Genomic DNA, 18,842 nt, shown 5'->3' with positions numbered 1-18,842 from the left:
CGTCGAGGAGGCCGGCAGGACCGTCCCTCATCCGCAGCCGCGTTGTCCGACGCCCGCAATCGATACCGCATGATCGAGGCGCACAACACCGCCCCCGCTGCGAGGAGTGACACTTCGTGCTGGTTGGCTGGCAAAACTATTAAGACCGCGGCGCCGTCGAGGCAACCGGCATCAGGCGCCAAGCGCGATTTCGCTGGATGTCACCACCGTCACGTCCGCGAAGAGATCGGGCTCCGGCACGTCGGCCCAGGGCTGATGCTTGCGCCGCGCCGCCACTACAGGCGCAAACAGGCTGCGGTGATGTACCGAGGGCCCCAACCGATCCAGCGCGGCGAGATGCTCGGGCACGCCATAGCCCTTGTGCTGCTCGAAGCCGTAGCCCGGGCAATCCTGCGCCAAGGCGCACATCAGCCGGTCGCGCGTGACCTTGGCGACGATCGAGGCCGCCGCGATCGACATCACCAGCCCATCCCCGCCGATCACCGCCTCGCAATGGCAGTCGACGTCGATTCGGTCGCGGCCATCGACGAACACGTGCTTGGGTGCCTCGGGCAGCGCCCTCACCGCGCGTGACAGCGCCCAGAGCGACGCGCGCAGGATGTTGTCGCGATCGATTCGCGCCGGCGAGGCGAAGGCGACCGCGAACGCCGATGTCTTGCAGATCTTGTCGAACAGCGCCTCGCGCTGCTCGGCGCTCAGCCGCTTCGAATCGTCGAGGCCCTTCGGGATGCGGTTGGGATCAAGAATCACCGCGGCCGCAACCACGGGGCCGGCCAGCGGACCACGGCCGGCCTCGTCACACCCGGCCACCGGCCAGATGCCCTGCTTCAACAGCGCGCGCTCGCGCCGGAAGCTCGGCGGCGCCACGGCGATGACGCCCTTGCCGGACTTGCTGGTGGCGGGCTTTGCGGCGGGCTTGGCAGCGGCCTTGCCTGCAGCGCTTTGGGCGGCCTCATTGCCGCCGCCTTTCGCAGCCGGGCTGGCCTTTGCAGCAGCGGCCGATTTCGCCCTGCCCGGCGTTTTAGCTTGGTCTCGAATCATGGCCGGCATGGTGCGGAACGGCCCGCGGCGACGCAACCCGAACGCGGCTCAATTCCCCGCTATTCGCACCCTGTCCGCGGACCGGCTAGGCCGGCAGATGCACCCGGTCATCCTCGCCGACATCGATCCCCGGCGCCGTCACCACCTCCCAGACGTGACCGTCCGGATCGGCGAAATAGCCGCTGTAACCGCCATAATCGGTCTGCTGCCCCGACTTCAGCAAGTTCGTGCCCTTTTCCACCGCCGACGCAAGCGCCGCATCGACCTCGGCCTCCGAGCGGCAGTTCCAGGCCAGCGTGACGCCGCGAAACGCCTGTGGCCGCGGCGCATCCGGCACGCCCGCATCGTGCGCGAGCGCATCCCAGGGGTACAGGGCCAGCACCGTTCCCCCGGTGTCGAAGAAAGCCACCGCCTCGCCCGTCGCTTGGAATTTCCTGGCGAACCCAAGCGACGCGTAGAAGGCGATGCTCCGCCGCATCTCGGCCACGCCGAGCGTGATGACGGTGAAGCGCGGGACGACGGATTGTGCACTCATGGCGCGACCTCCGTCCGCCTCAGAACAGGCTCAGCTGCTGGCCGCCGCCCTTCGGCCGCACGAAATGATCGGTGGTCAGCTTGGTACGGCGCTTGTTCAGGCCGAGCTTCTCGCAGGCGATCTCGAAGCGGCGGCCGATCATCCAGGCCATCGGTCCGGTCCCCTTCATCCGCGTGCCCCATTGCGAGTCGTAGTCGCGGCCACCGCGCATGTCGCGAATCAAGGTGAAGACGTGGCGGTAGCGATCCGGATAATGCTCGAGCAGCCATTCGCGGAACAGGTCGCGCACCTCCAGCGGCAGCCGCAGCAGCACATAAGCGGCTTCCTTGACACCGGCATGGGCGGCGGCATCGAGGATGCGCTCGATCTCGCTGTCGTTGAGCGCCGGAATCACCGGCGCCACCATCACGGTCGTCGGGATGCCCGCCTTCGACAGCGCCTGCAGCGCCTCCAGCCGCTTCGAGGGTGTCGAGGCCCGCGGCTCCATGGTGCGCGCCAGCTTCGGATCCAGCGTGGTCACGGAGATCGCAACCTTCGCCAGGTTCTTCTTGGCCATCCGCGCCAGGATGTCGGCATCACGCATCACCAGCGCCGACTTGGTCACGATCCCGACGGGATGGCCAACCTTTTCCAGCACCTCGAGGATGCCGCGCATGATCTTCCGCTCGCGCTCGATCGGCTGATAGGGATCGGTGTTGGTGCCGATCGCGATCATCCGCGGCTCATAGCCGCTGGCCGCCAGTTCCTTCTCCAGCAGGGCGGGCGCATCCGGCTTGACGAACAGCTTGGATTCGAAGTCGAGGCCCGGCGAGAGGCCGAGAAAGGCGTGGGTCGGCCGCGCGAAGCAATAGACGCAGCCATGCTCACAGCCCCGATACGGATTGATCGAGCGGTCGAAGCCGATGTCCGGCGAGTCGTTGCGGGTGATGACCTTGCGCGACGTGTCGGTCGCGACCGTCGTCTTGAACGGCGGCAAGTCCTCGAGGCTCTGCCAGCCGTCGTCGAACACAACGCGGGCCTCCGCCTCATAGCGGCCGCTCGCATTGGATTGCGCTCCCCGGCCGCGGCGCCGGCCCCGTTCGATGGCGACCGCGAGTTCGGGAAAGTCCTTCTCGGGACTGCTTTTTTCAAGACCCGAGGAAGGCGCGCCCACCGGCTCGGAGGGCACCGGGACCGGCGGGCGCTTGAGGGCATGTGAAGATGCTCGGCTCATGGCCAAGACATAGCACATAAGAAGAACATTACAAGAACAATAAAGAACAATCCCCGCAGCGGACGTCTGAGGCGGCGCAAGGCCAGCCATCACATTCCCGTTCTATCCTGCAGCCGGGCTGGAACGGGACGGTGCGGCGTTACTCTAATGCACTCTCCCGCAGGCGCGAAACGAATGGCAAGCGAGCTCCCATGCAGACCACTTCTCCCCAGCAGACCCACACGGCCGACGACCTCGACCTGCTCGACCGCTATTGGCGCGCGGCGAATTATCTCTCGGTCGGGCAGATCTACCTGCTGGACAACGCGCTGCTCCGCGAGCCGCTGCAGCCGCAGCACATCAAGCCGCGGCTGCTCGGCCATTGGGGCACGACACCGGGCCTCAACTTCATCTACGCGCATCTCAACCGCGCGATCCGGATGCAGGATCTCAACGTCATCTATGTCTGCGGCCCCGGCCATGGCGGCCCGGGCATGGTCGCCAACACCTATCTCGAAGGCTCCTACAGCGAGATCTATCCGGACATCACGCGCGACGCGGACGGCTTGCGAAAACTGTTCCGGCAGTTCTCCTTCCCCGGCGGTATCCCCAGCCATGCGGCGCCGGAGACGCCGGGCTCGATCCATGAAGGCGGCGAACTCGGCTATGCGCTGGTCCATGCTTATGGCGCCGCGTTCGACAATCCCGACCTGATCGTCGCCTGCGTGGTCGGCGATGGCGAGGCCGAGACCGGCCCGCTCGCCGCGTCCTGGCATTCGAACAAGTTCCTCAACCCGGCCCATGACGGCGCGGTACTGCCGATCCTGCATCTCAACGGCTACAAGATCGCCAACCCGACCGTGCTCGGCCGCATGAGCGACGCCGAGATCAAATGCCTGTTCGAAGGCTATGGCTATGCGCCGCTGTTCGTCGCGGGTGACGAGCCTCAGGCGATGCACAGGCAGATGGCGGACGCGCTCGATGTCGCGCTCGCCAGCATCCGCTCGATCCAGCAGAATGCGCGGCTGCCGGATGCGGTGATCCACCGCCCGCGCTGGCCGATGATCGTGCTGCGCAGCCCGAAGGGCTGGACCGGGCCGAAAGAGGTCGATGGCCTCAAGGTCGAAGGCTTCTGGCGCGCGCACCAGGTGCCGATCGCCAATCCGCGCGGCAAGCCGGAGCATCTCGCGCTGCTCGAAGCCTGGATGAAGAGCTATCAGCCGGAGACGCTGTTCGACACGCAGGGCCGGCTGGTGCCGGAGTTGCAGGCGCTGGCGCCGAAGGGCACGCGCCGCATGGGCGCCAATCCGCACGCCAATGGCGGGCTGTTGAAGCGCGAGCTCAAGCTGCCGGACTTCCGCGCTTTCGCCGTCGCGCTGCGCGCCCCGGGCGAGACCATCGCGGAGGCGACGCGCGAGCTCGGAAAATTCCTGCGCGAGGTCATCACGCTGAATGCGGATGCGAGAAACTTCCGCATCATGGGCCCGGACGAGACCGCTTCGAACCGGCTGGATGCGGTGTTCGACGTCACCGAGCGGGTCTGGATGGAAGGCATCGAGCCCTACGACGTCCACCTCGCCCATGACGGCCGCGTCATGGAGGTGCTGAGCGAACATCTCTGCCAGGGCTGGCTGGAAGGCTATCTGCTCACCGGCCGCCACGGCTTGTTCTCGTGCTACGAAGCCTTCATCCACATCATCGATTCGATGTTCAACCAGCACGCCAAATGGCTGAAGGTGTCGCGCCATCTGCCGTGGCGCCGGCCGATCGCGTCGCTGAACTATCTCTTGACCTCTCACGTCTGGCGCCAAGACCATAACGGCTTCAGCCATCAGGACCCCGGCTTTGTCGACCTCGTCGCCAACAAGAAGGCTGATATCGTCCGCATCTACTTCCCGCCCGATGCCAACACGCTGCTGTGGATCGCCGACCACTGCCTGCGTACCTATGACCGCATCAACGTGATCGTCGCTGGCAAGCAGCCCTCACCGCAATGGCTGACGATGCAGGAGGCGGCGACGCATTGCGATGCCGGCATCGGCATCTGGTCATGGGCCGGCACCGAGCCGGCCGACGCAGCGCCCGACGTGGTGATGGCCTGCGCCGGAGACATCCCGACCTTGGAGACGCTCGCCGCCGTCGACCTGTTGCGCAAGGCGCTGCCCGAGCTCAAGATCCGCGTCGTCAACGTCGTCGATCTGATGACCTTGCAGCCCGACACTGAGCATCCGCACGGACTGAGCGACCGCGATTTCGACAGCCTGTTCACGACCGACAAGCCCGTCATCTTCGCCTATCATGGCTACCCGCATCTCATCCATCGCCTGACCTACAGCCGCACCAATCATGCCGGCATGCATGTGCGCGGCTTCATCGAGGAAGGCACCACGACGACGCCATTCGACATGGTGGTGCTCAACGAGCTCGATCGTTTCCACCTTGCCATCGAAGTCATCGAGCGCGTGCCGGGGCTCAGCGTCTCGGCGGCCCATGTGAAGCAGACATTCCGCGACGCGCTGATCGAACACACGCGCTATGTCCGCGAGCACGGCGAGGACATGCCTGCGATCCGCGATTGGGTCTGGCCCAACAGTACAGGCGGAACGACTCCGGCGGAGGCTGGCGACTGAGTAGCAGCGCCTACTGATGTGACGTTTTCATGAATGATCTAGCGCAATGCCCGCGATGTGGCGTTGCGACACCATGACGGCATCGAAACCTGATCGATGTCGTCATGAAATCTCAGATCATCAAGGAGCTCGGCCAAGCCGACATCCTGCTGCCGTCGCTGATCGCCGACGGACTCGCCGCCAACGACCGCGTCAAGGTGCGCCTGAGCGCGCTGCAAGCCGCCGCGCAACATGCGCATGCGCCGGAGCCGCGGCCCACCGATCTCTCGGCCGAGTGCCGAGCCGCCAACATCGCGCCGGCCGAGCTCGCGAGTTTGATCGGCGGCGCGCATGCCACCACATCCGGTCGCTTTGCTGCGCCCGGTCTTGCCCGGCTGGTCCAGGACATTGAAAGCGACACGCGGGCCATGATCCGCGCGGTCAAGGCCGGACGGAGCACCGAAGGCAACGCGGCCGAGCGGCGGCTCGACACGATGCAGCGCGCCGGTCTTCTGACGGCGAGCGACGATATCGCGTTCGAGCGCGTGGCGCGGCTGACCGCTGCTCAGGACGAGTCGGACAGTCTGCACCGGCTGGTGATGGACCTGCACAAGGCCCTCAACCGCATCGCCGCCGACTGCGCCGAGGAAATCATCGACGGCGCCCATGTCTACGGCGTCGCGACCGACGACAGGAGCGCCATTGTCGCCTTCATGCGCGGCCTGAACGCGACGCGCGCACTCAAATTCGACCACCCCGGCCTCGATACGATGGCGACCCGCTCCGGCGACCGGCTGCTGATCCAGAACGACATCGGCACGACCGACGCTCATGTGATGGTCATCGCGGTCGACGGACTGTCGGTCACCGTCACCTACACCGACGTGCATCAGGCGCGCGCGAAGTTCTTCATTCGCCTGTTCGATGCGTTCGCGGCGAGCTGGAGCGGCCTCGATCGGCGCACCGGGGCGGGTCTGGCCGACGAGAACGCCTTCGTGCTGGTCACCGGCCAATTTCATGGCGCCGATCTGCAGGCGCGCGATGAGTTCCTCGCAGCCCTCGGCGCCGCGCTGGTGTTTCTGATCGATTGGAACAAGGCGCGCAAATTGCTGCGCACGTGGGTCTCCAAGGACGACGCTCTCAAGATCCTCGATTGGGCGGCCCGCAACCGGATCGGCCATCGCGCATTCCTCGAACTCGGCGGCAGCGAGTTGCTGGGCGGCGCAGTGCGCAACGCGGCGCCCAACCGCATCGGCTTCGGCGAACGCCTGGACCGCGCCCTTGGCCGCACCACTGCGATCGAGTTTCTCAAGGCGGCGTTGCGCGACGCCACCGAGGGCTTGCTCGCCGGCCGCTCGGTGCGTGTGGTCCGTGACCAGATCGAGGCTGATCTGGTGCGGCATCTCGACCGCGCCGACGGCGCGCTGCTCGGCATCGTGCTGCGCCAGCTTGGGCTGGCGCATGACATCGCCGCCGCACTGAGCCGCGATCTCGGGGCGTTTCAGTCCGGGCTGACCGGCGGTCGCGAACTGCTGGCCGCCCGCGCCGCACGGATCGAGCAGAAGGCCGACCGCATTGCGATCGAGGCCCGCCAGGAGATTGCGCGCCTCAACGCCGAGCCATTGATCGCGCAACTCGTCGACCGGGTCGAGGAGACCGTCGACGAACTGGAACAGGCAGCCTTCATCGCCTCGCTCGCCCCGGCCGCGATGCCGGCCGACCTGCTGGCCGCGCTGGCCGACCTCTGCAACGTTGCGATCGGCGCGATCGAAGCGGCCGCGAGCGGCCTCGCCGCGGCTGCAGACGTACCCGAGGGCCGGCGCGTCGATTCCGACGATGCGCTCGCCGCCGTGCTGCGCCTGATGGACGCCGAGCACGCCGCCGACGCACAGGAGCGCAGGATCACCACCCTGGTCTTCACCGGCACTTTCGACGTCGCGACGTCGCTGGCCGCGCTGGAGCTGGCGCGGGCCGTCGAACGTGCCACCGACCGCATGGCCAGCTTCGGACATCTGCTGCGCCAATACATCTTGATCGATCTCGCAGGTTAGGAACTGCCATGTCCATCGTCCGCATCTTCGGCAAAGACACCGTCCCCTGCTCGGCTGAAACGGTCGGCGCCAAGGCCGCCAATCTCGCCCGGATGGCCGCGCTGGGACTGCCGGTGCCGCCCGCTTTCGTGCTTCCCGTGGATCTCTGTGCCGACATCATCGCCAATCAGGCCGATGCCGAGCAGCGGCTACGCGACGGCCTGCGCAGCGGCATTCGCTTTCTGGAACAGGCGACCGGCCGCGTCTTCGGCGATCATCGCCAGCCGTTGCTGGTCTCGGTCCGCTCCGGCGCGGCGCGATCGATGCCCGGCATGCTCGACACCGTCCTCAATGTCGGCTGCACGTCAGCCGCCGCGCGCGGCCTGATCCGCAGCACCGGACGGCCGCGCCTCGCCTTCGACTGCCGCCGCCGGCTGATCGAGAGCTTCTCTGAAACCGTCCTCGGCCTTGAGGCCACGCGACTGACGGCGCTGTGCCGCGATCTGGTGACGCAGGAGGGCGTCGCCACGGACCGCGAATTGGACAGCGAAGCCATCGCGCGGCTGGCCGCCGACGAGCAGGCACTGGTCGAGACCGGCAGCGACGGCTGGCTGGAGGATGCCGAAGGCCAGCTCCATGCCGCGGCCCGCGCCGTCTATCAGTCGTGGGCCAGCGAACGCGCACAGACCTATCGCAAGCTGCAAAATCTCGAACACCTGCCGGGCACCGCCGTCACGGTACAGGCCATGGTGTTCGGCAATGGCGGCCTCGCCTCGGGGGCCGGCGTCGCGTTCTCGCGCGATCCTTCGACCGGGGCCAAACTGCCGATGATCGACCTTGTCCTCGACGCCCAAGGCGAGGATGTCGTGTCCGGACGCCGCACGCCGGACAGCGAGGAGACCATCGCGCGCGCCTTGCCGAACCTGCGGACCGAGCTCGTCGCGGTGCTGCGACGGCTCGAAACGGAATTCGGCGACGTCCAGGATGTCGAGTTCACCGTCGAAGACGGCCGCTTGTGGATTCTGCAGACCCGCGCCGCCAAGCGCACCCCCCGTGCGGCACTGAAGATCGCCGTCGACTTGGTGCATGAGCGGGTGATCTCGCCGCAGCAGGCGTTGCAGCGTCTGGAAGAGATCGATCTGGAGCAACTCGTCGAGACGTCGCTGGTCGCGGCCGGCGAACCCGCCGCGACCGGCATTGCGGCGTCGGGCGGGATCGCGGCGGGGCGCGCGGCCTTCGATTCGGAATCCGCAAAGCGTCTGGCCGACAGCGGCGAGCCGGTCATCCTGATGCGCCCGGACACCTCGACCGCCGATATCGCCGGCTTCGCGGCGGCCGCGGGCGTCGTGACGACGGTCGGTGCGCGCACCGCGCATGCGGCGCTGGTTGCGCGCCAGCTCGGTCGGCCCTGCATCGTCGGATGTCCCGCATTGACGGTCAGCGGCGGCGCTGAGCGTGCCTTGCTCGGCACGACCGCGATTGCCAGAGGCGACTGGGTCACGATCGACGGCGATCAGGGCCGCGTCTATTGCGGCCGCCTGGAGATCGTGACCGCGCGTCCGGACGCCGAGCTCGCCGAGGTCGCGGCCTGGCGCCGCGGTGACCTGCAGCCCGTCCGACGGCTGTCGGCGTGACATTCGCTCCGTGCGGTACTCCGTCCGGGGTGCCGCAAAATTCCGCACTGCAACGGGCTGATTTGCATATGACAAAGTGATAACAACTCTGGCAGAGGTGCTGAAAACAACGATGCCAGGCCTATGTTGAGCGTGATCATCCCGACCGAGGGAGCCGAACAGCCGGTGGTCGCGACCCTCTCCGCGCTGGTGCCGGGAGCAGCCGCTGGCGTGGTCAGCGAGGTGCTGCTGGTCGACCGTTCTCCCGACCCCAGCGTCATGGAACGCGTCGCCGACGTCGCCGGCTGCAACTTCATGACGTTCCTGGGCTCGCCCGCCGCCGCACTCGCGGCCGGTGCCGCGCAGGCGCGCGCGCCCTGGCTGATGTTTCTGCCGGCAGGCGCCGTGCTGGATCCCGGCTGGATCGATGAGACCATGCAGTTCGTGCAGAGCGTGGCAGCGGCCGGACGGCCGCGCGCGGGCGTGTTCCGCTATGCCCTCTCCCCCTACGCCAATGTGAGCCTGCGCGACCGCCTGCGGGCGGTCGCACGGGTCGTGATCGGCCCGCTGGGCGACCAGGGCCTGCTGATCGCGCGCGAGCATTACCGCCAGGTCGGCGGCTACAGGCCCGACTCCAAGCGCGCCGAAACGCGACTGTTGCGTCAGCTCGGCCGCGCCTCCCGCACTACGCTGCGCAGCCGGATCGTCATGGTCTAGCCCCAAACGATACTTGCCAACGTCAACAGATTTGTTGACAATGGCAAGCATTGAAAAAGGGTGCGCCATGCCTGCTCAGCCGACCGACCACTCCGTCGCCGCCGTTCGCGCGTTCAACCGCTTCTACACGCGGAAGCTCGGCGCGCTCGACCAGCACCTGCTCGACAGTCCGTTTTCGCTCGCCGAAGCGCGGGTGCTCTATGAGCTCGCTCATCGCGAGACGACCACCGCCAAGGAAATCGGCGTTCTTCTTGGTCTCGACGCCGGCTATCTCAGCCGCATCGTGCAGAGCTTCGACGAGAAGGGCCTGATCAGCCGCACGCCGCTGCCATCGGACCGCCGGCAGCAGCAGCTCAACCTCACCGCCAAGGGACGCCAAGTCTTTGCCAAGCTCGACCGCAGCTCGCAGCAGGAAATCGCTGCGATGCTCGCGGACCTGCCGGCGCCCTCGCGCCAGCGGCTCGTCGGCGCAATGGCCACGATCGAAGACCTGCTGGAGCCGCCGTCGCAGACGCGTCCAGCCGTTCTGCTGCGCAGCCATCGCCCCGGCGACATCGGCTGGGTGATCTCGCGGCACGGCGCCGTATATACGGAGGAATATGGCTGGGACGCCAGTTTCGAGGCGCTGGTCGCCGAGATCGGCGCGCAGTTCCTCCGGTCCTACGATGCGGACCGCGAGCACTGCTGGATCGCCGAGCTCGCTGGCGAGCCGGTCGGCTCGATCTTCCTGGTCAAGGGCAGCGACGACATCGCCAAGCTACGGCTGCTGCTGGTCGAAAAGAAGGCCCGCGGGCTGGGCGTCGGCCGGGCGCTGACAGAACAATGCATCCGCTTCGCCCGGGACAGGCACTACAAGACCATCGAGCTGTGGACACAGAGCATTCTCACCACCGCGCGGGACATCTACGCTCGGGCCGGCTTCCGCAAGATCGCGGAGGAGCCGCACGCCTCGTTCGGCGTCGAGCTCATCGGCGAGACCTGGACGTTGACACTGTAACGCTGCGCCGCCGGCGACGAGCTCAACCGCAGGCAATTCAACGCACCGACTACAACTACACTCATCTCGGGATTGATTAGTTCCAATATCGACGTCGTGTGCCCGGCGTTTTCGAAGGCATGTGAACGGGGGCATCTGAACCATGAGACTCTCGCGTCGATCCATTGCGGCCGCGCTTTTGGCAGTCGCAGTGCTTGCCGTCGCAGATGCCGCCTCGACAGCGGCTCACGCCGCGCCCAAAGGCAGCGCGACCGTCGCCATCACGCGTTCGACAGATCTGCTTTTTCTGGCCGCGCCGGCCGCGATCGAGATCAACGGCACGAAGGTGGCGAGCCTCGGCCGTGGCGAGAGCTTCAACGGTCCGATCGCCCCCGGCCCCACGGAGATCAAGGTGTCGACCTGGTCCACGCCGGGATCATCGAGCTATCGCTTCACCGCTGTTCCGGGAAAGACCTACAAGATGGTCGTCGTACCACGAACAAAGAATTACGCAGCCAATGTGGTCGGAGGACTGGTCGGCGCGGCGATCGAAGGCGGTGGCGCGTTCGAATTCGTGCCAACGCGTTGAGATTGACCTCTCCGCCCGGCCGTCTCGTGCTGGCGGCGCGCCCCTACGCCGTCGCGCCTTGCGCTTTCGGCCGGCGCAGGTGCTCGTCCAGCCGCGGCATGATCTCGACGAAATTGCAGGGCCGAGTACGGTAATCCAGTTGCGCGGCGAGGATGCCGTCCCAGCCGTCGCGGCACGCGCCGGGGGATCCCGGCAGGCAGAAGATATAGGTGGCGCCGGCGACGCCCGCGGTGGCGCGGCTCTGGATGGTCGAGGTGCCGATCTTGGCGTGGCTCAGCAGATGGAAGGCGATCGAGAAGCCGTCCATGCGCTTCTCGAACAGCGGCTCGATCGCTTCCGGTGTGACGTCGCGACCGGTGAAGCCGGTGCCGCCAGTGGTGATGATGACGTCGACTCCGGGATCGGCGATCCACGCCCGCACCACGGTGCGGATCTTCTCGACGTCGTCGGTGACGATTTCGCGCGCGGCCAGTCTGTGACCTGCGGCAGTCAAGCGGTCGCTCAGGGTCGTGCCCGACTTGTCGTCGGCGAGCGAACGCGTGTCCGACACCGTCAGCACGGCGATGTTGAGGGGGATGAAGCTCTTGCTCTCGTCGATCGCCATCACGCGACTCCTTACAGCGAATTGGCGCCGAATGTATTGCACGCCTGCACCGTGCCCTGCTGGTAGCCGACCATGAACCAGCGCTTGCGCTGTGCGGCCGAGCCGTGGGTGAACGAATCCGGCACCACGCGCCCGGTCGCCTTCCGCTGCAGCGTATCGTCGCCGATCGCGGAGGCGGTGGTCAGCGCGGCGTCGATGTCGCCCTCCTCGATGAAGCCCGGGCGCTTCTTCTCCTCGCGATTGACCCAGACGCCGGAGAGGCAGTCGGCCTGCAGTTCGACCTTGACCTGCAGCGCGTTCGCTTCGGCCTTGCTGCCGACCTGCTGCTGCATCCGCGTCACGCGCGGCAGGATGCCGAGCAGATTCTGCACGTGGTGTCCGGCTTCATGCGCGATGATGTAGGCCGCCGTGAACTTGCAGGCGTTGCCCGAGCAGCCGCGGAAGCGCGTCTCCACCTCGCGGAAGAAGCTGGTGTCGAGGAAAATCTGCCGGTCCGGCGGGCAATAGAATGGCCCCATCGCCGACTGCGCCATGCCGCAGCGGCCGCCATTGGTGCTGTTGCGGAACAGCACGATCTTCGGCCCGGTATAGCTCTGGCCGCTGGCCTGGAAGATCTCGCTCCAGCGATCGTCGATCTCGCCGAGGACGCCGGCGATCATGTCGCCCATCTCGTCTTTCGGCGCCCCGGTCTTACCGGGCGAGCGGCGATCGGCCTGATAGCTCGGCGCGCTGCCATGGCTCAGCATCTCGGCTCCTCCGATCAGGATGCGCGGATCGATGCCGAAGGCGTAGCCGATCAGGCCGAGCACGATGATCGTGCCGATGCCGAGCCCGCCGCCGCCGATCGGCAGACCCATACCGCCGCCCATCCCGCCGCCTTCGTCGCGACGGTCGTCGATGTCGTCGCTGCGACGGAAATCATCGTAACGCATGGCGGCTTTTCCTCACGATTCTTGCGCGGCTCTGCGCGAAATGGCCAACGCGGCAAACAGGTAAAATTTCCACTGTGTTAATCAATAACCCGGCCGGCAAATTTTGCCTAGCGCCGGCAAATCAACCGCCGCAGGCGCCGCACCCGCTGGCACCGCTTTTCGCGCGCAGCATCGCGAAAAACCCTTCGCGATCGTCGCGTTGCGCGGCTGATGCCGCGCGTGGTCCGGCCGCTCTTCATCGCTCATGCGCGTGATGAAAACATGCGCTGAGATGCGAAAAATTTTCCCGATTAAGTCCATTTTTACTTTGCCGGGTCAATGTGTGGGCAGTCGGTTGTTAGGTCCCGCGTCGCCGACAGCGTCGCCTGAGTCAGAGTTCTTGAGTCATGGTTGAGTCGCGTCGCGGGGCGTCTGCAAGGGCGCCCCGCACTAAATTTCAGACTCTTGAAGAGCAACGAATCATCGTCGGCGACTGCGTCGCCGAGATGTCGAAACTGCCAGGCGCATCCGTCGACTTGGTGTTTGCAGATCCGCCATACAATCTGCAGCTCAAGGGTGAGCTCAAGCGTCCCGACGAATCGCAGGTCGATGCGGTCGATGACGATTGGGACAAGTTCTCCTCCTTCGCCGCCTATGACGACTTCACGCGCGCCTGGCTGCTCGCCGCGCGGCGCCTGATGAAGCCGAGCGCGACGATCTGGGTGATCGGCTCCTATCACAACATTTTCCGCGTCGGCGCGATCATGCAGGATCTCGGCTTCTGGATCCTCAACGACATCGTGTGGCGCAAATCCAACCCGATGCCGAACTTCCGCGGCCGCCGCTTCACCAATGCGCACGAGACCATGATCTGGGCGGCGCGCGACGAGAAGGCGAAGGGCTACACGTTCAATTACGAAGCGCTGAAGGCCTCCAACGAGGACGTGCAGGCGCGCTCGGACTGGCTGATCCCGCTGTGCACCGGCGAGGAGCGGCTGAAGGATGCGGACGGCAAGAAAGTCCATCCGACACAGAAGCCGGAAGGCCTGCTGGCGCGGGTGCTGCTGTCATCGTCGAAGCCCGGCGATCTCGTGATCGATCCGTTCAACGGCACCGGCACGACCGGCGCCGTGGCAAAACGTCTCGGTCGCCGTTACATCGGCTTCGAGCGCGACAAGACCTATGCCGAGGCTGCCGAGCGGCGCATCGCCGCCGTCGAGCCGCTGCCCGAGGCGACGCTGGTGCCGTTCATGACCGCGCGCGAGGCGCCGCGGGTCGCCTTCTCCGAGTTGATCGAGCGCGGCATGATCTCGCCGGGCACGAAGCTCGTCGACTCCAAGCGGCGCCACGGCGCGCTGGTGCGCGCCGATGGGGCCATCATGCTGGGCGACAAGGTCGGTTCGATCCACCGCATCGGCGCGGTCGCCCAGGGGCTGCCGGCCTGCAACGGCTGGACGTTCTGGCACGTGGAGACGACGCGCGGCCTCAAGCTGATCGACGAGCTTCGCGCCGAGATCCGCGCCGAGATGTCCGCGGCCTGACGCTCAAGACTTCCGGCGTGCCTGCCCGGAATAGCGCGCCAGGAGATCCTCGACCTCGTACTGATCGTCATAGCGGACGTCGTCGCGCGGCACCATCGAGACCTGCGACACGCGCTTGACCGGCTGTTCGCCGCGCGCCAGTGCCGGATGGAATCGATCCACCGGCGGCAGATGCATCCGATCGAGCTCCGGCTCGGCCGGCCAGCGGGCCACGCGCCGCGCGGCCATCGGCTCGAGGCGCAGCTGCCGCTTGGCGCGGGCGCGCGCGAGCAGCACGCTCGTCGAAAAGCCGGCGACGGCGACGGCACCGAGGAACGCGAACAGCCGCGTCCGCGCCGGGTCGTCAAGCCCCGCGCCGGTCGACGCCGTCGGCGCAGCCTCGGCCACGGTCTGGGACGACGCCGTGGGCGCGACGGTCTCGGCCGGACCAGCGTCGCTTGACGCCGCAGCAAGCGTATAGGAATTCGAACGCGGTGCCGGCGCCGGCTGCGCCTGCAATGTGCCTGACGAATCCGGCCAGCGCGATGTGAGCGCCGAATCGCCGGCGGCCGAGTCGGCCACCGCGGCGGCCGGAGCAGCATTCGTCGGCGCGGCGGCTGCGGGCGCCGTTGCCGCAGGCGGCGTGACAACCGACGCAGCGGCAACCGGCGGGAACATTGCCGAAGACCGGGCGGCAGCGCTCGGGGTCGACGACGTGACCTTGACATCGTCAGCAGCCTGGCTCGGCGACGGCTGGATTTCCGCCCGCGCATCGGCGGCCGACTGCGACAGCTCTGTACGATCGCGATGCGAGGCCAATTTCCGCGTCACGAGCGAGGCGCCCTGTGACGCGCGGTCGTCATCGCGGAGATACCAACACTGCTTCTTCGTCGTGCGATCGATCCGGTAGAACCAATGCTTGCCTGCCGGAGTCTCCTTCGGCTTGGTCAGGCATTCGTCAGCAGCCGATGCCGGTTGAAACTCGATCGTTGTCGCAGCCACTCCCGCCAACACGGCGACAGCGACGCACGGCAACAAACTCGTCGTTCGCTTCGTCATCAGACCTCCGACGATTGAACACGCCCCGATCCGCCGTTTCGACGATGACTTCGTTCGGAATAAGGCTGCGGAGGTTCCATTTGTCGAAACAATGTTAGAACGGCGGTGTCCTTTTGATACGTTCTAATTTTTTTGGGCTGTTTTGTCGCAGCAACAGCTGGAATATCCCACGTGGCGGTCGCCGTCCTGCAACGTTCCGGTCGGGACAACACGCGGATGTGAGCGGCGTATCCACCGATTCATGTTGTCCGATAGCCGCCGCGACACGTCGCGTACCGCCCTCCGGCGTTCACTTGAACTTTGACAACGCCTTTTCGATCAGTTCGCGCGTGTACGGCTTCTGAACAATCGGCGCGTCCGACAGTTCGGCCGGAAGCGGCGCGCGCTCGCCATAGCCGGTGACGAACATGAAGGGCACACCCAGCTCTTTCAACCTGTATCCGACAGGGAGACTGCTCTCCGCGCCAAGGTTGATATCGAGCAAAGCGAAGCTTGGCAGCGCCCGTTCGATCGCCTTCAGCGCGTGATTGACCGAGGCCGCCGTCTCGACGTGGCGCGCGCCGAGTTCAAGCAAGATCACCTCGGCTCCCATTGCGATGATCAGATTGTCCTCGACGATCAGCACGGTGCCGGACAATCGCGCCGCCTCCTGCTTCGCGTGATGATGCGCCGGAGCGCCGGTGATCGCCGGCACGATCTGAACGAAATTGGCGGGAATGACAAAGCGGGCCTGAACTCCGAGCAGATCGAAACGGATCTCGGCGTCGCCCTTGAGATCGAACGGCACCGAGCGCTCGATGATGGTGGTGCCGAAACCGCGGCGCGACGGCGGCTGCACCGGCGGTCCGCCGCTTTCCTTCCAGTCGATCACGAGGCTTGCGCCGGGATCGAGACGCCAGATCACCTGCACCTGCCCCGTGGAGTCGGCCAGCGCGCCGTATTTCGCTGAGTTGGTCATCATCTCGTGCACGACGAGTGCGAGCGTCGCGAACGCCTTGGGGTCGAGCGCGACGTCGGGTCCCTCCATCCGCACCCGCCCTGCCCGCGCGCCGAGATAGGCACCCGCCTCCGACTCCAGCAGATGACGCAGCGCCACCGGCGCCCAGTTCAGATTCGTGATCTGGTCATGCGCACGCGCCAAGGCCTGGATCCGTCCGCCCAGGATGGCGGCAAACTCCTCGACCGAATTCGCCGTGTCCTTGCTCTGCGCGACCAGTCCGCGCACGAGACTGAGGATGTTGCGGACGCGGTGGTTGAGCTCGGCGATCATCAGCTCCTGCCGCTCCTGCGCGCCACGGCGCTCGCGCGCGGCGAGCTCCGACAGTTGCAGGATCACTTCAAGCAGTGTCACGCGGAGGCTCTCGGCAATGCGCAGATCGGCCGCGGTCCACGGCTTCGCCTGCCCGGCCACGGTCTGCTGCCACAGTTCGAAGCTCTTGCGCGGCGTGAGCCGCGCCCCGAGCGGCCCCTCGGAGTAGGTCTTGTGGGGATCGCCCGCCCAGTTGACCGAGCGCAGCATCTCGCGACGAAAGAAGATCAGGCAGTCGCGCGGCGTCCGCGAGATCGGAATCGCCAGGAAGCCGGCGGCGCGCGCGCGAAACGCCTCGCCGGCGGCGTAGATCTTCGCGATCTCGGCACTGGCGCAGATCCGCCCCGGCGACGTCCGGTTGATGAAGCCGATCAGATCCTGCACCTCCGCCTCGGTCGGCGTCTCGCCGTCGAGCGTGATCTCGTCGTCGGACCAGACGGCGATGCCGTCGCATTCGATCATCTGCCGGTAGTCGGCGACGAAATCGAGAATGGCGCGCTTGCTGTGCGCCTGCGCGGCGGCGCGCTCGATCAGTCGCTCCTGGATGTGATGCGCGCGCGTCTCATAGGCGATGTCGGTCTCACGCTCGCGCGCCTCGAGCAGCCAGGAATACATCTGGCCGAACAGCTCGGCCGCCGTGCGCTTCTCGAACGACAGATGATGCGGCGCGTAATGATGACAGGCGAACAACCCCCACAATTTGCCGTCACGCAGAATGGAGACCGACATCGAGGCTGCCACGCCCATGTTGCGCAGATATTCGATGTGAATGGGCGAGACGGCGCGCAGCACACTCATCGACAGGTCGAGCAGACCGGCATTATGCACGGGCGTCGAGAGCAGCGGCGCGGGCGCGGCGTTGATGTCGGCGATGATGCGCAGCCAATTGCGCTGATAGAGCTGCCGCGCCTGCCTTGGAATGTCGGATGCGGGGTAATGCAGCCCGAGGAACGGCTCCAGACCCGGCCCGGCAACCTCCGCGATCACCTCGCCGGAGCCGTCGGGATGGAAGCGGTAGACCATGACGCGGTCGAAACCCGTCAGCAGCTTGAGCTGCCGCGCCGCCTCCTGGGCGAGATCGGCCATGCTCGTTGTCTTGCGAATGCGGCCCAGCATCAGCCGCACCAGTTCGCCGGAATTCGCCCCGGACTCGATCAGGCTCGGTTCGGCCTCGACGACCAGATAGGCGCCGGAGAAGTGAATGGCGAGATCGAACAGCCGGCCCTTGCCGAGCAGATCGATGCCGAATATGCGCTCGACCGCATCGGGACCGCTCAGATAATCGACCCGCGACCGGATCGCAGCCACCCCGGCCGGTGACAGCACCGCCGCAATCGGCTGCTGCAGCAGCCCCCCGATGTCGCCGCCGAGATAGTCGGGCGCGTTCTCCGAGGCCATGCAGATGGTGAAATCGGACACCAGCGCCAGCAGAAAGCCGAACGGCTGGACGCTGCCGGGAACATGGATCGGCTCACGATCGCAATTGGTGAGATTGACCTGCTCGTTCATGCCGAGGCCATCGCCATCGCAAACACCGCGAACACCTCGCGCGCACTCGCGATCATTCGGACTTGATTGCTCGACGTGACCGGCTCTTGTGCAAGCTGACCCAGGAAGCTGCGCCACAGCCCCTTGCCAGCGCCATGGCGGAGATAGCGGGTTGCACCTCTGGCGCGAGGATCAGCCGATGCGGCGACGACGCGCAACAGATAGCTCGCGCCCAGCCGCGATCCCTCAAGGACATACAGCGCCCCCAGCACGGATGGCCGGTCGAGCGCGGGCATCGACAGCGCGACCGGGGCGATGCTGCCGTGGAGCGCGGCGACATCGGCCCTGATCGCCTCGCTGCGCCGCCGCTCCGCCCAATCATCGACCATTCCGGCAACGCCGGCCCGCTCGAGCGCCTGCTCCAGCGGCAGCAGCGCAGCCGCGCTCGCCTGCAGGAACCGGCGATAATGCGCAATGGTGGTGAGATCGAACTGACCCAGACACTCGTCGAGTGCGCGGTGTGCCGGGGCTGTCGCCGCCTTCAGCGTTTCGCGAATGCCGATGCTGGTTGCGCAGAAGGGATCATCGGGAGTGGCTGCCAGCAACATCAAGGGGGCCCAGGACAGGAGATCGACCGCAGGCACGCGCC

The 18,842-nt window shown here is 66.4% G+C and carries 15 protein-coding genes; 7 read left to right on the top strand and 8 right to left on the bottom strand.

Annotation, left to right across the window (positions count from 1 at the left end; genetic code table 11):
* Nucleotides 1-171: 171 nt before the first annotated feature.
* From BBTA_RS10920 to BBTA_RS10910, 3 genes are all read right to left on the bottom strand, one after another.
* The gene (locus BBTA_RS10920; protein WP_012042543.1) at nucleotides 172-1,050 is read right to left on the bottom strand and encodes a ribonuclease HII; all 879 of its coding nucleotides are present in this window, start codon (nucleotides 1,048-1,050) and stop codon (nucleotides 172-174) included.
* Nucleotides 1,051-1,126: 76 nt separating this feature from the next.
* Nucleotides 1,127-1,576 carry a VOC family protein gene (locus BBTA_RS10915; RefSeq protein ID WP_012042542.1) on the bottom strand — a complete coding sequence of 150 codons (450 nt, stop codon included), beginning with the start codon at nucleotides 1,574-1,576 and terminating at the stop codon, nucleotides 1,127-1,129.
* A gap of 19 nt (nucleotides 1,577-1,595) precedes the next feature.
* Entirely contained in the window at nucleotides 1,596-2,789 is a 1,194-nt protein-coding gene (locus tag BBTA_RS10910; protein ID WP_041751372.1) for a PA0069 family radical SAM protein, read from the bottom strand.
* Between the two features lie 191 nt (nucleotides 2,790-2,980).
* Between BBTA_RS10910 and BBTA_RS10905 the strand changes: the two genes are divergently transcribed.
* From BBTA_RS10905 to BBTA_RS10880, 6 genes are all read left to right on the top strand, one after another.
* Nucleotides 2,981-5,398, top strand: coding sequence for a phosphoketolase (locus BBTA_RS10905; RefSeq protein WP_012042540.1), 2,418 nt, complete (start codon nucleotides 2,981-2,983; stop codon nucleotides 5,396-5,398).
* A gap of 104 nt (nucleotides 5,399-5,502) precedes the next feature.
* Nucleotides 5,503-7,428: a hypothetical protein gene (locus BBTA_RS10900; protein ID WP_012042539.1), complete on the top strand. Its 1,926-nt coding sequence runs from the start codon at nucleotides 5,503-5,505 to the stop codon at nucleotides 7,426-7,428.
* 8 nt (nucleotides 7,429-7,436) lie between these two features.
* Nucleotides 7,437-9,041, top strand: a complete 1,605-nt coding sequence (locus BBTA_RS10895) for a PEP/pyruvate-binding domain-containing protein (protein ID WP_012042538.1) — start codon at nucleotides 7,437-7,439, stop codon at nucleotides 9,039-9,041.
* Nucleotides 9,042-9,164: 123 nt separating this feature from the next.
* Entirely contained in the window at nucleotides 9,165-9,737 is a 573-nt protein-coding gene (locus tag BBTA_RS10890) for a glycosyl transferase (protein ID WP_012042537.1), read from the top strand.
* A 67-nt stretch (nucleotides 9,738-9,804) separates the two neighbouring features.
* Nucleotides 9,805-10,734, top strand: coding sequence for a helix-turn-helix domain-containing GNAT family N-acetyltransferase (locus BBTA_RS10885; protein WP_012042536.1), 930 nt, complete (start codon nucleotides 9,805-9,807; stop codon nucleotides 10,732-10,734).
* 190 nt (nucleotides 10,735-10,924) lie between these two features.
* Complete coding sequence (locus BBTA_RS10880) at nucleotides 10,925-11,302, top strand: hypothetical protein (RefSeq protein WP_012042535.1); 378 nt, start codon at nucleotides 10,925-10,927, stop codon at nucleotides 11,300-11,302.
* 43 nt (nucleotides 11,303-11,345) lie between these two features.
* Here the strand turns inward: BBTA_RS10880 and moaB are convergent, their stop codons facing one another.
* Complete coding sequence (moaB, locus tag BBTA_RS10875; RefSeq protein ID WP_012042534.1) at nucleotides 11,346-11,906, bottom strand: molybdenum cofactor biosynthesis protein B; 561 nt, start codon at nucleotides 11,904-11,906, stop codon at nucleotides 11,346-11,348.
* An 11-nt stretch (nucleotides 11,907-11,917) separates the two neighbouring features.
* A complete protein-coding gene (locus BBTA_RS10870; RefSeq protein WP_041750549.1) occupies nucleotides 11,918-12,838 on the bottom strand; it encodes a neutral zinc metallopeptidase in 921 nt (306 codons plus the stop codon).
* Nucleotides 12,839-13,224: 386 nt separating this feature from the next.
* Between BBTA_RS10870 and BBTA_RS10865 the strand changes: the two genes are divergently transcribed.
* Nucleotides 13,225-14,358, top strand: coding sequence for a site-specific DNA-methyltransferase (locus tag BBTA_RS10865; protein ID WP_083780633.1), 1,134 nt, complete (start codon nucleotides 13,225-13,227; stop codon nucleotides 14,356-14,358).
* Nucleotides 14,359-14,361: 3 nt separating this feature from the next.
* On the opposite strand, the gene BBTA_RS10860 is transcribed toward BBTA_RS10865, so the two are convergent.
* The 3 genes from BBTA_RS10860 to BBTA_RS10850 all read right to left on the bottom strand — a co-directional run bounded on the left by BBTA_RS10860 (nucleotide 14,362) and on the right by BBTA_RS10850 (nucleotide 18,801).
* A complete protein-coding gene (locus BBTA_RS10860) occupies nucleotides 14,362-15,396 on the bottom strand; it encodes a hypothetical protein (protein WP_012042531.1) in 1,035 nt (344 codons plus the stop codon).
* Nucleotides 15,397-15,685: 289 nt separating this feature from the next.
* A complete protein-coding gene (locus BBTA_RS10855) occupies nucleotides 15,686-18,214 on the bottom strand; it encodes an HWE histidine kinase domain-containing protein (RefSeq protein WP_012042530.1) in 2,529 nt (842 codons plus the stop codon).
* Nucleotides 18,211-18,801, bottom strand: a complete 591-nt coding sequence (locus tag BBTA_RS10850) for a biliverdin-producing heme oxygenase (protein ID WP_041750548.1) — start codon at nucleotides 18,799-18,801, stop codon at nucleotides 18,211-18,213. Before BBTA_RS10850 ends, BBTA_RS10855 begins: the two co-directional genes overlap by 4 nt.
* Nucleotides 18,802-18,842 lie beyond the last annotated feature (41 nt).

Origin of the sequence: Bradyrhizobium sp. BTAi1 (genome assembly GCF_000015165.1) — a bacterium.
GTDB classification, from domain to species: Bacteria; Pseudomonadota; Alphaproteobacteria; order Rhizobiales; family Xanthobacteraceae; genus Bradyrhizobium; species Bradyrhizobium denitrificans.
The sequence above is the reverse complement of the archived record's forward strand: the minus strand, read 5'-3'. Positions and strand labels throughout refer to the sequence as shown.

Excerpts from the sequence above, each read along its gene's own strand:
- BBTA_RS10860 (WP_012042531.1), bottom strand. The coding sequence starts at position 15,396 with ATGACGAAGCGAACGACGAGTTTGTTGCCGTGCGTCGCTGTCGCCGTG.
- BBTA_RS10890 (WP_012042537.1), top strand. The coding sequence starts at position 9,165 with ATGTTGAGCGTGATCATCCCGACCGAGGGAGCCGAACAGCCGGTGGTC.
- BBTA_RS10905 (WP_012042540.1), top strand. The coding sequence starts at position 2,981 with ATGCAGACCACTTCTCCCCAGCAGACCCACACGGCCGACGACCTCGAC.
- BBTA_RS10865 (WP_083780633.1), top strand. The coding sequence starts at position 13,225 with ATGGTTGAGTCGCGTCGCGGGGCGTCTGCAAGGGCGCCCCGCACTAAA.
- BBTA_RS10850 (WP_041750548.1), bottom strand. The coding sequence starts at position 18,801 with ATGTTGCTGGCAGCCACTCCCGATGATCCCTTCTGCGCAACCAGCATC.
- BBTA_RS10920 (WP_012042543.1), bottom strand. The coding sequence starts at position 1,050 with ATGCCGGCCATGATTCGAGACCAAGCTAAAACGCCGGGCAGGGCGAAA.
- BBTA_RS10910 (WP_041751372.1), bottom strand. The coding sequence starts at position 2,789 with ATGAGCCGAGCATCTTCACATGCCCTCAAGCGCCCGCCGGTCCCGGTG.
- BBTA_RS10870 (WP_041750549.1), bottom strand. The coding sequence starts at position 12,838 with ATGCGTTACGATGATTTCCGTCGCAGCGACGACATCGACGACCGTCGC.
- BBTA_RS10855 (WP_012042530.1), bottom strand. The coding sequence starts at position 18,214 with ATGAACGAGCAGGTCAATCTCACCAATTGCGATCGTGAGCCGATCCAT.
- BBTA_RS10915 (WP_012042542.1), bottom strand. The coding sequence starts at position 1,576 with ATGAGTGCACAATCCGTCGTCCCGCGCTTCACCGTCATCACGCTCGGC.
- BBTA_RS10900 (WP_012042539.1), top strand. The coding sequence starts at position 5,503 with ATGAAATCTCAGATCATCAAGGAGCTCGGCCAAGCCGACATCCTGCTG.
- moaB (WP_012042534.1), bottom strand. The coding sequence starts at position 11,906 with ATGGCGATCGACGAGAGCAAGAGCTTCATCCCCCTCAACATCGCCGTG.
- BBTA_RS10895 (WP_012042538.1), top strand. The coding sequence starts at position 7,437 with ATGTCCATCGTCCGCATCTTCGGCAAAGACACCGTCCCCTGCTCGGCT.
- BBTA_RS10885 (WP_012042536.1), top strand. The coding sequence starts at position 9,805 with ATGCCTGCTCAGCCGACCGACCACTCCGTCGCCGCCGTTCGCGCGTTC.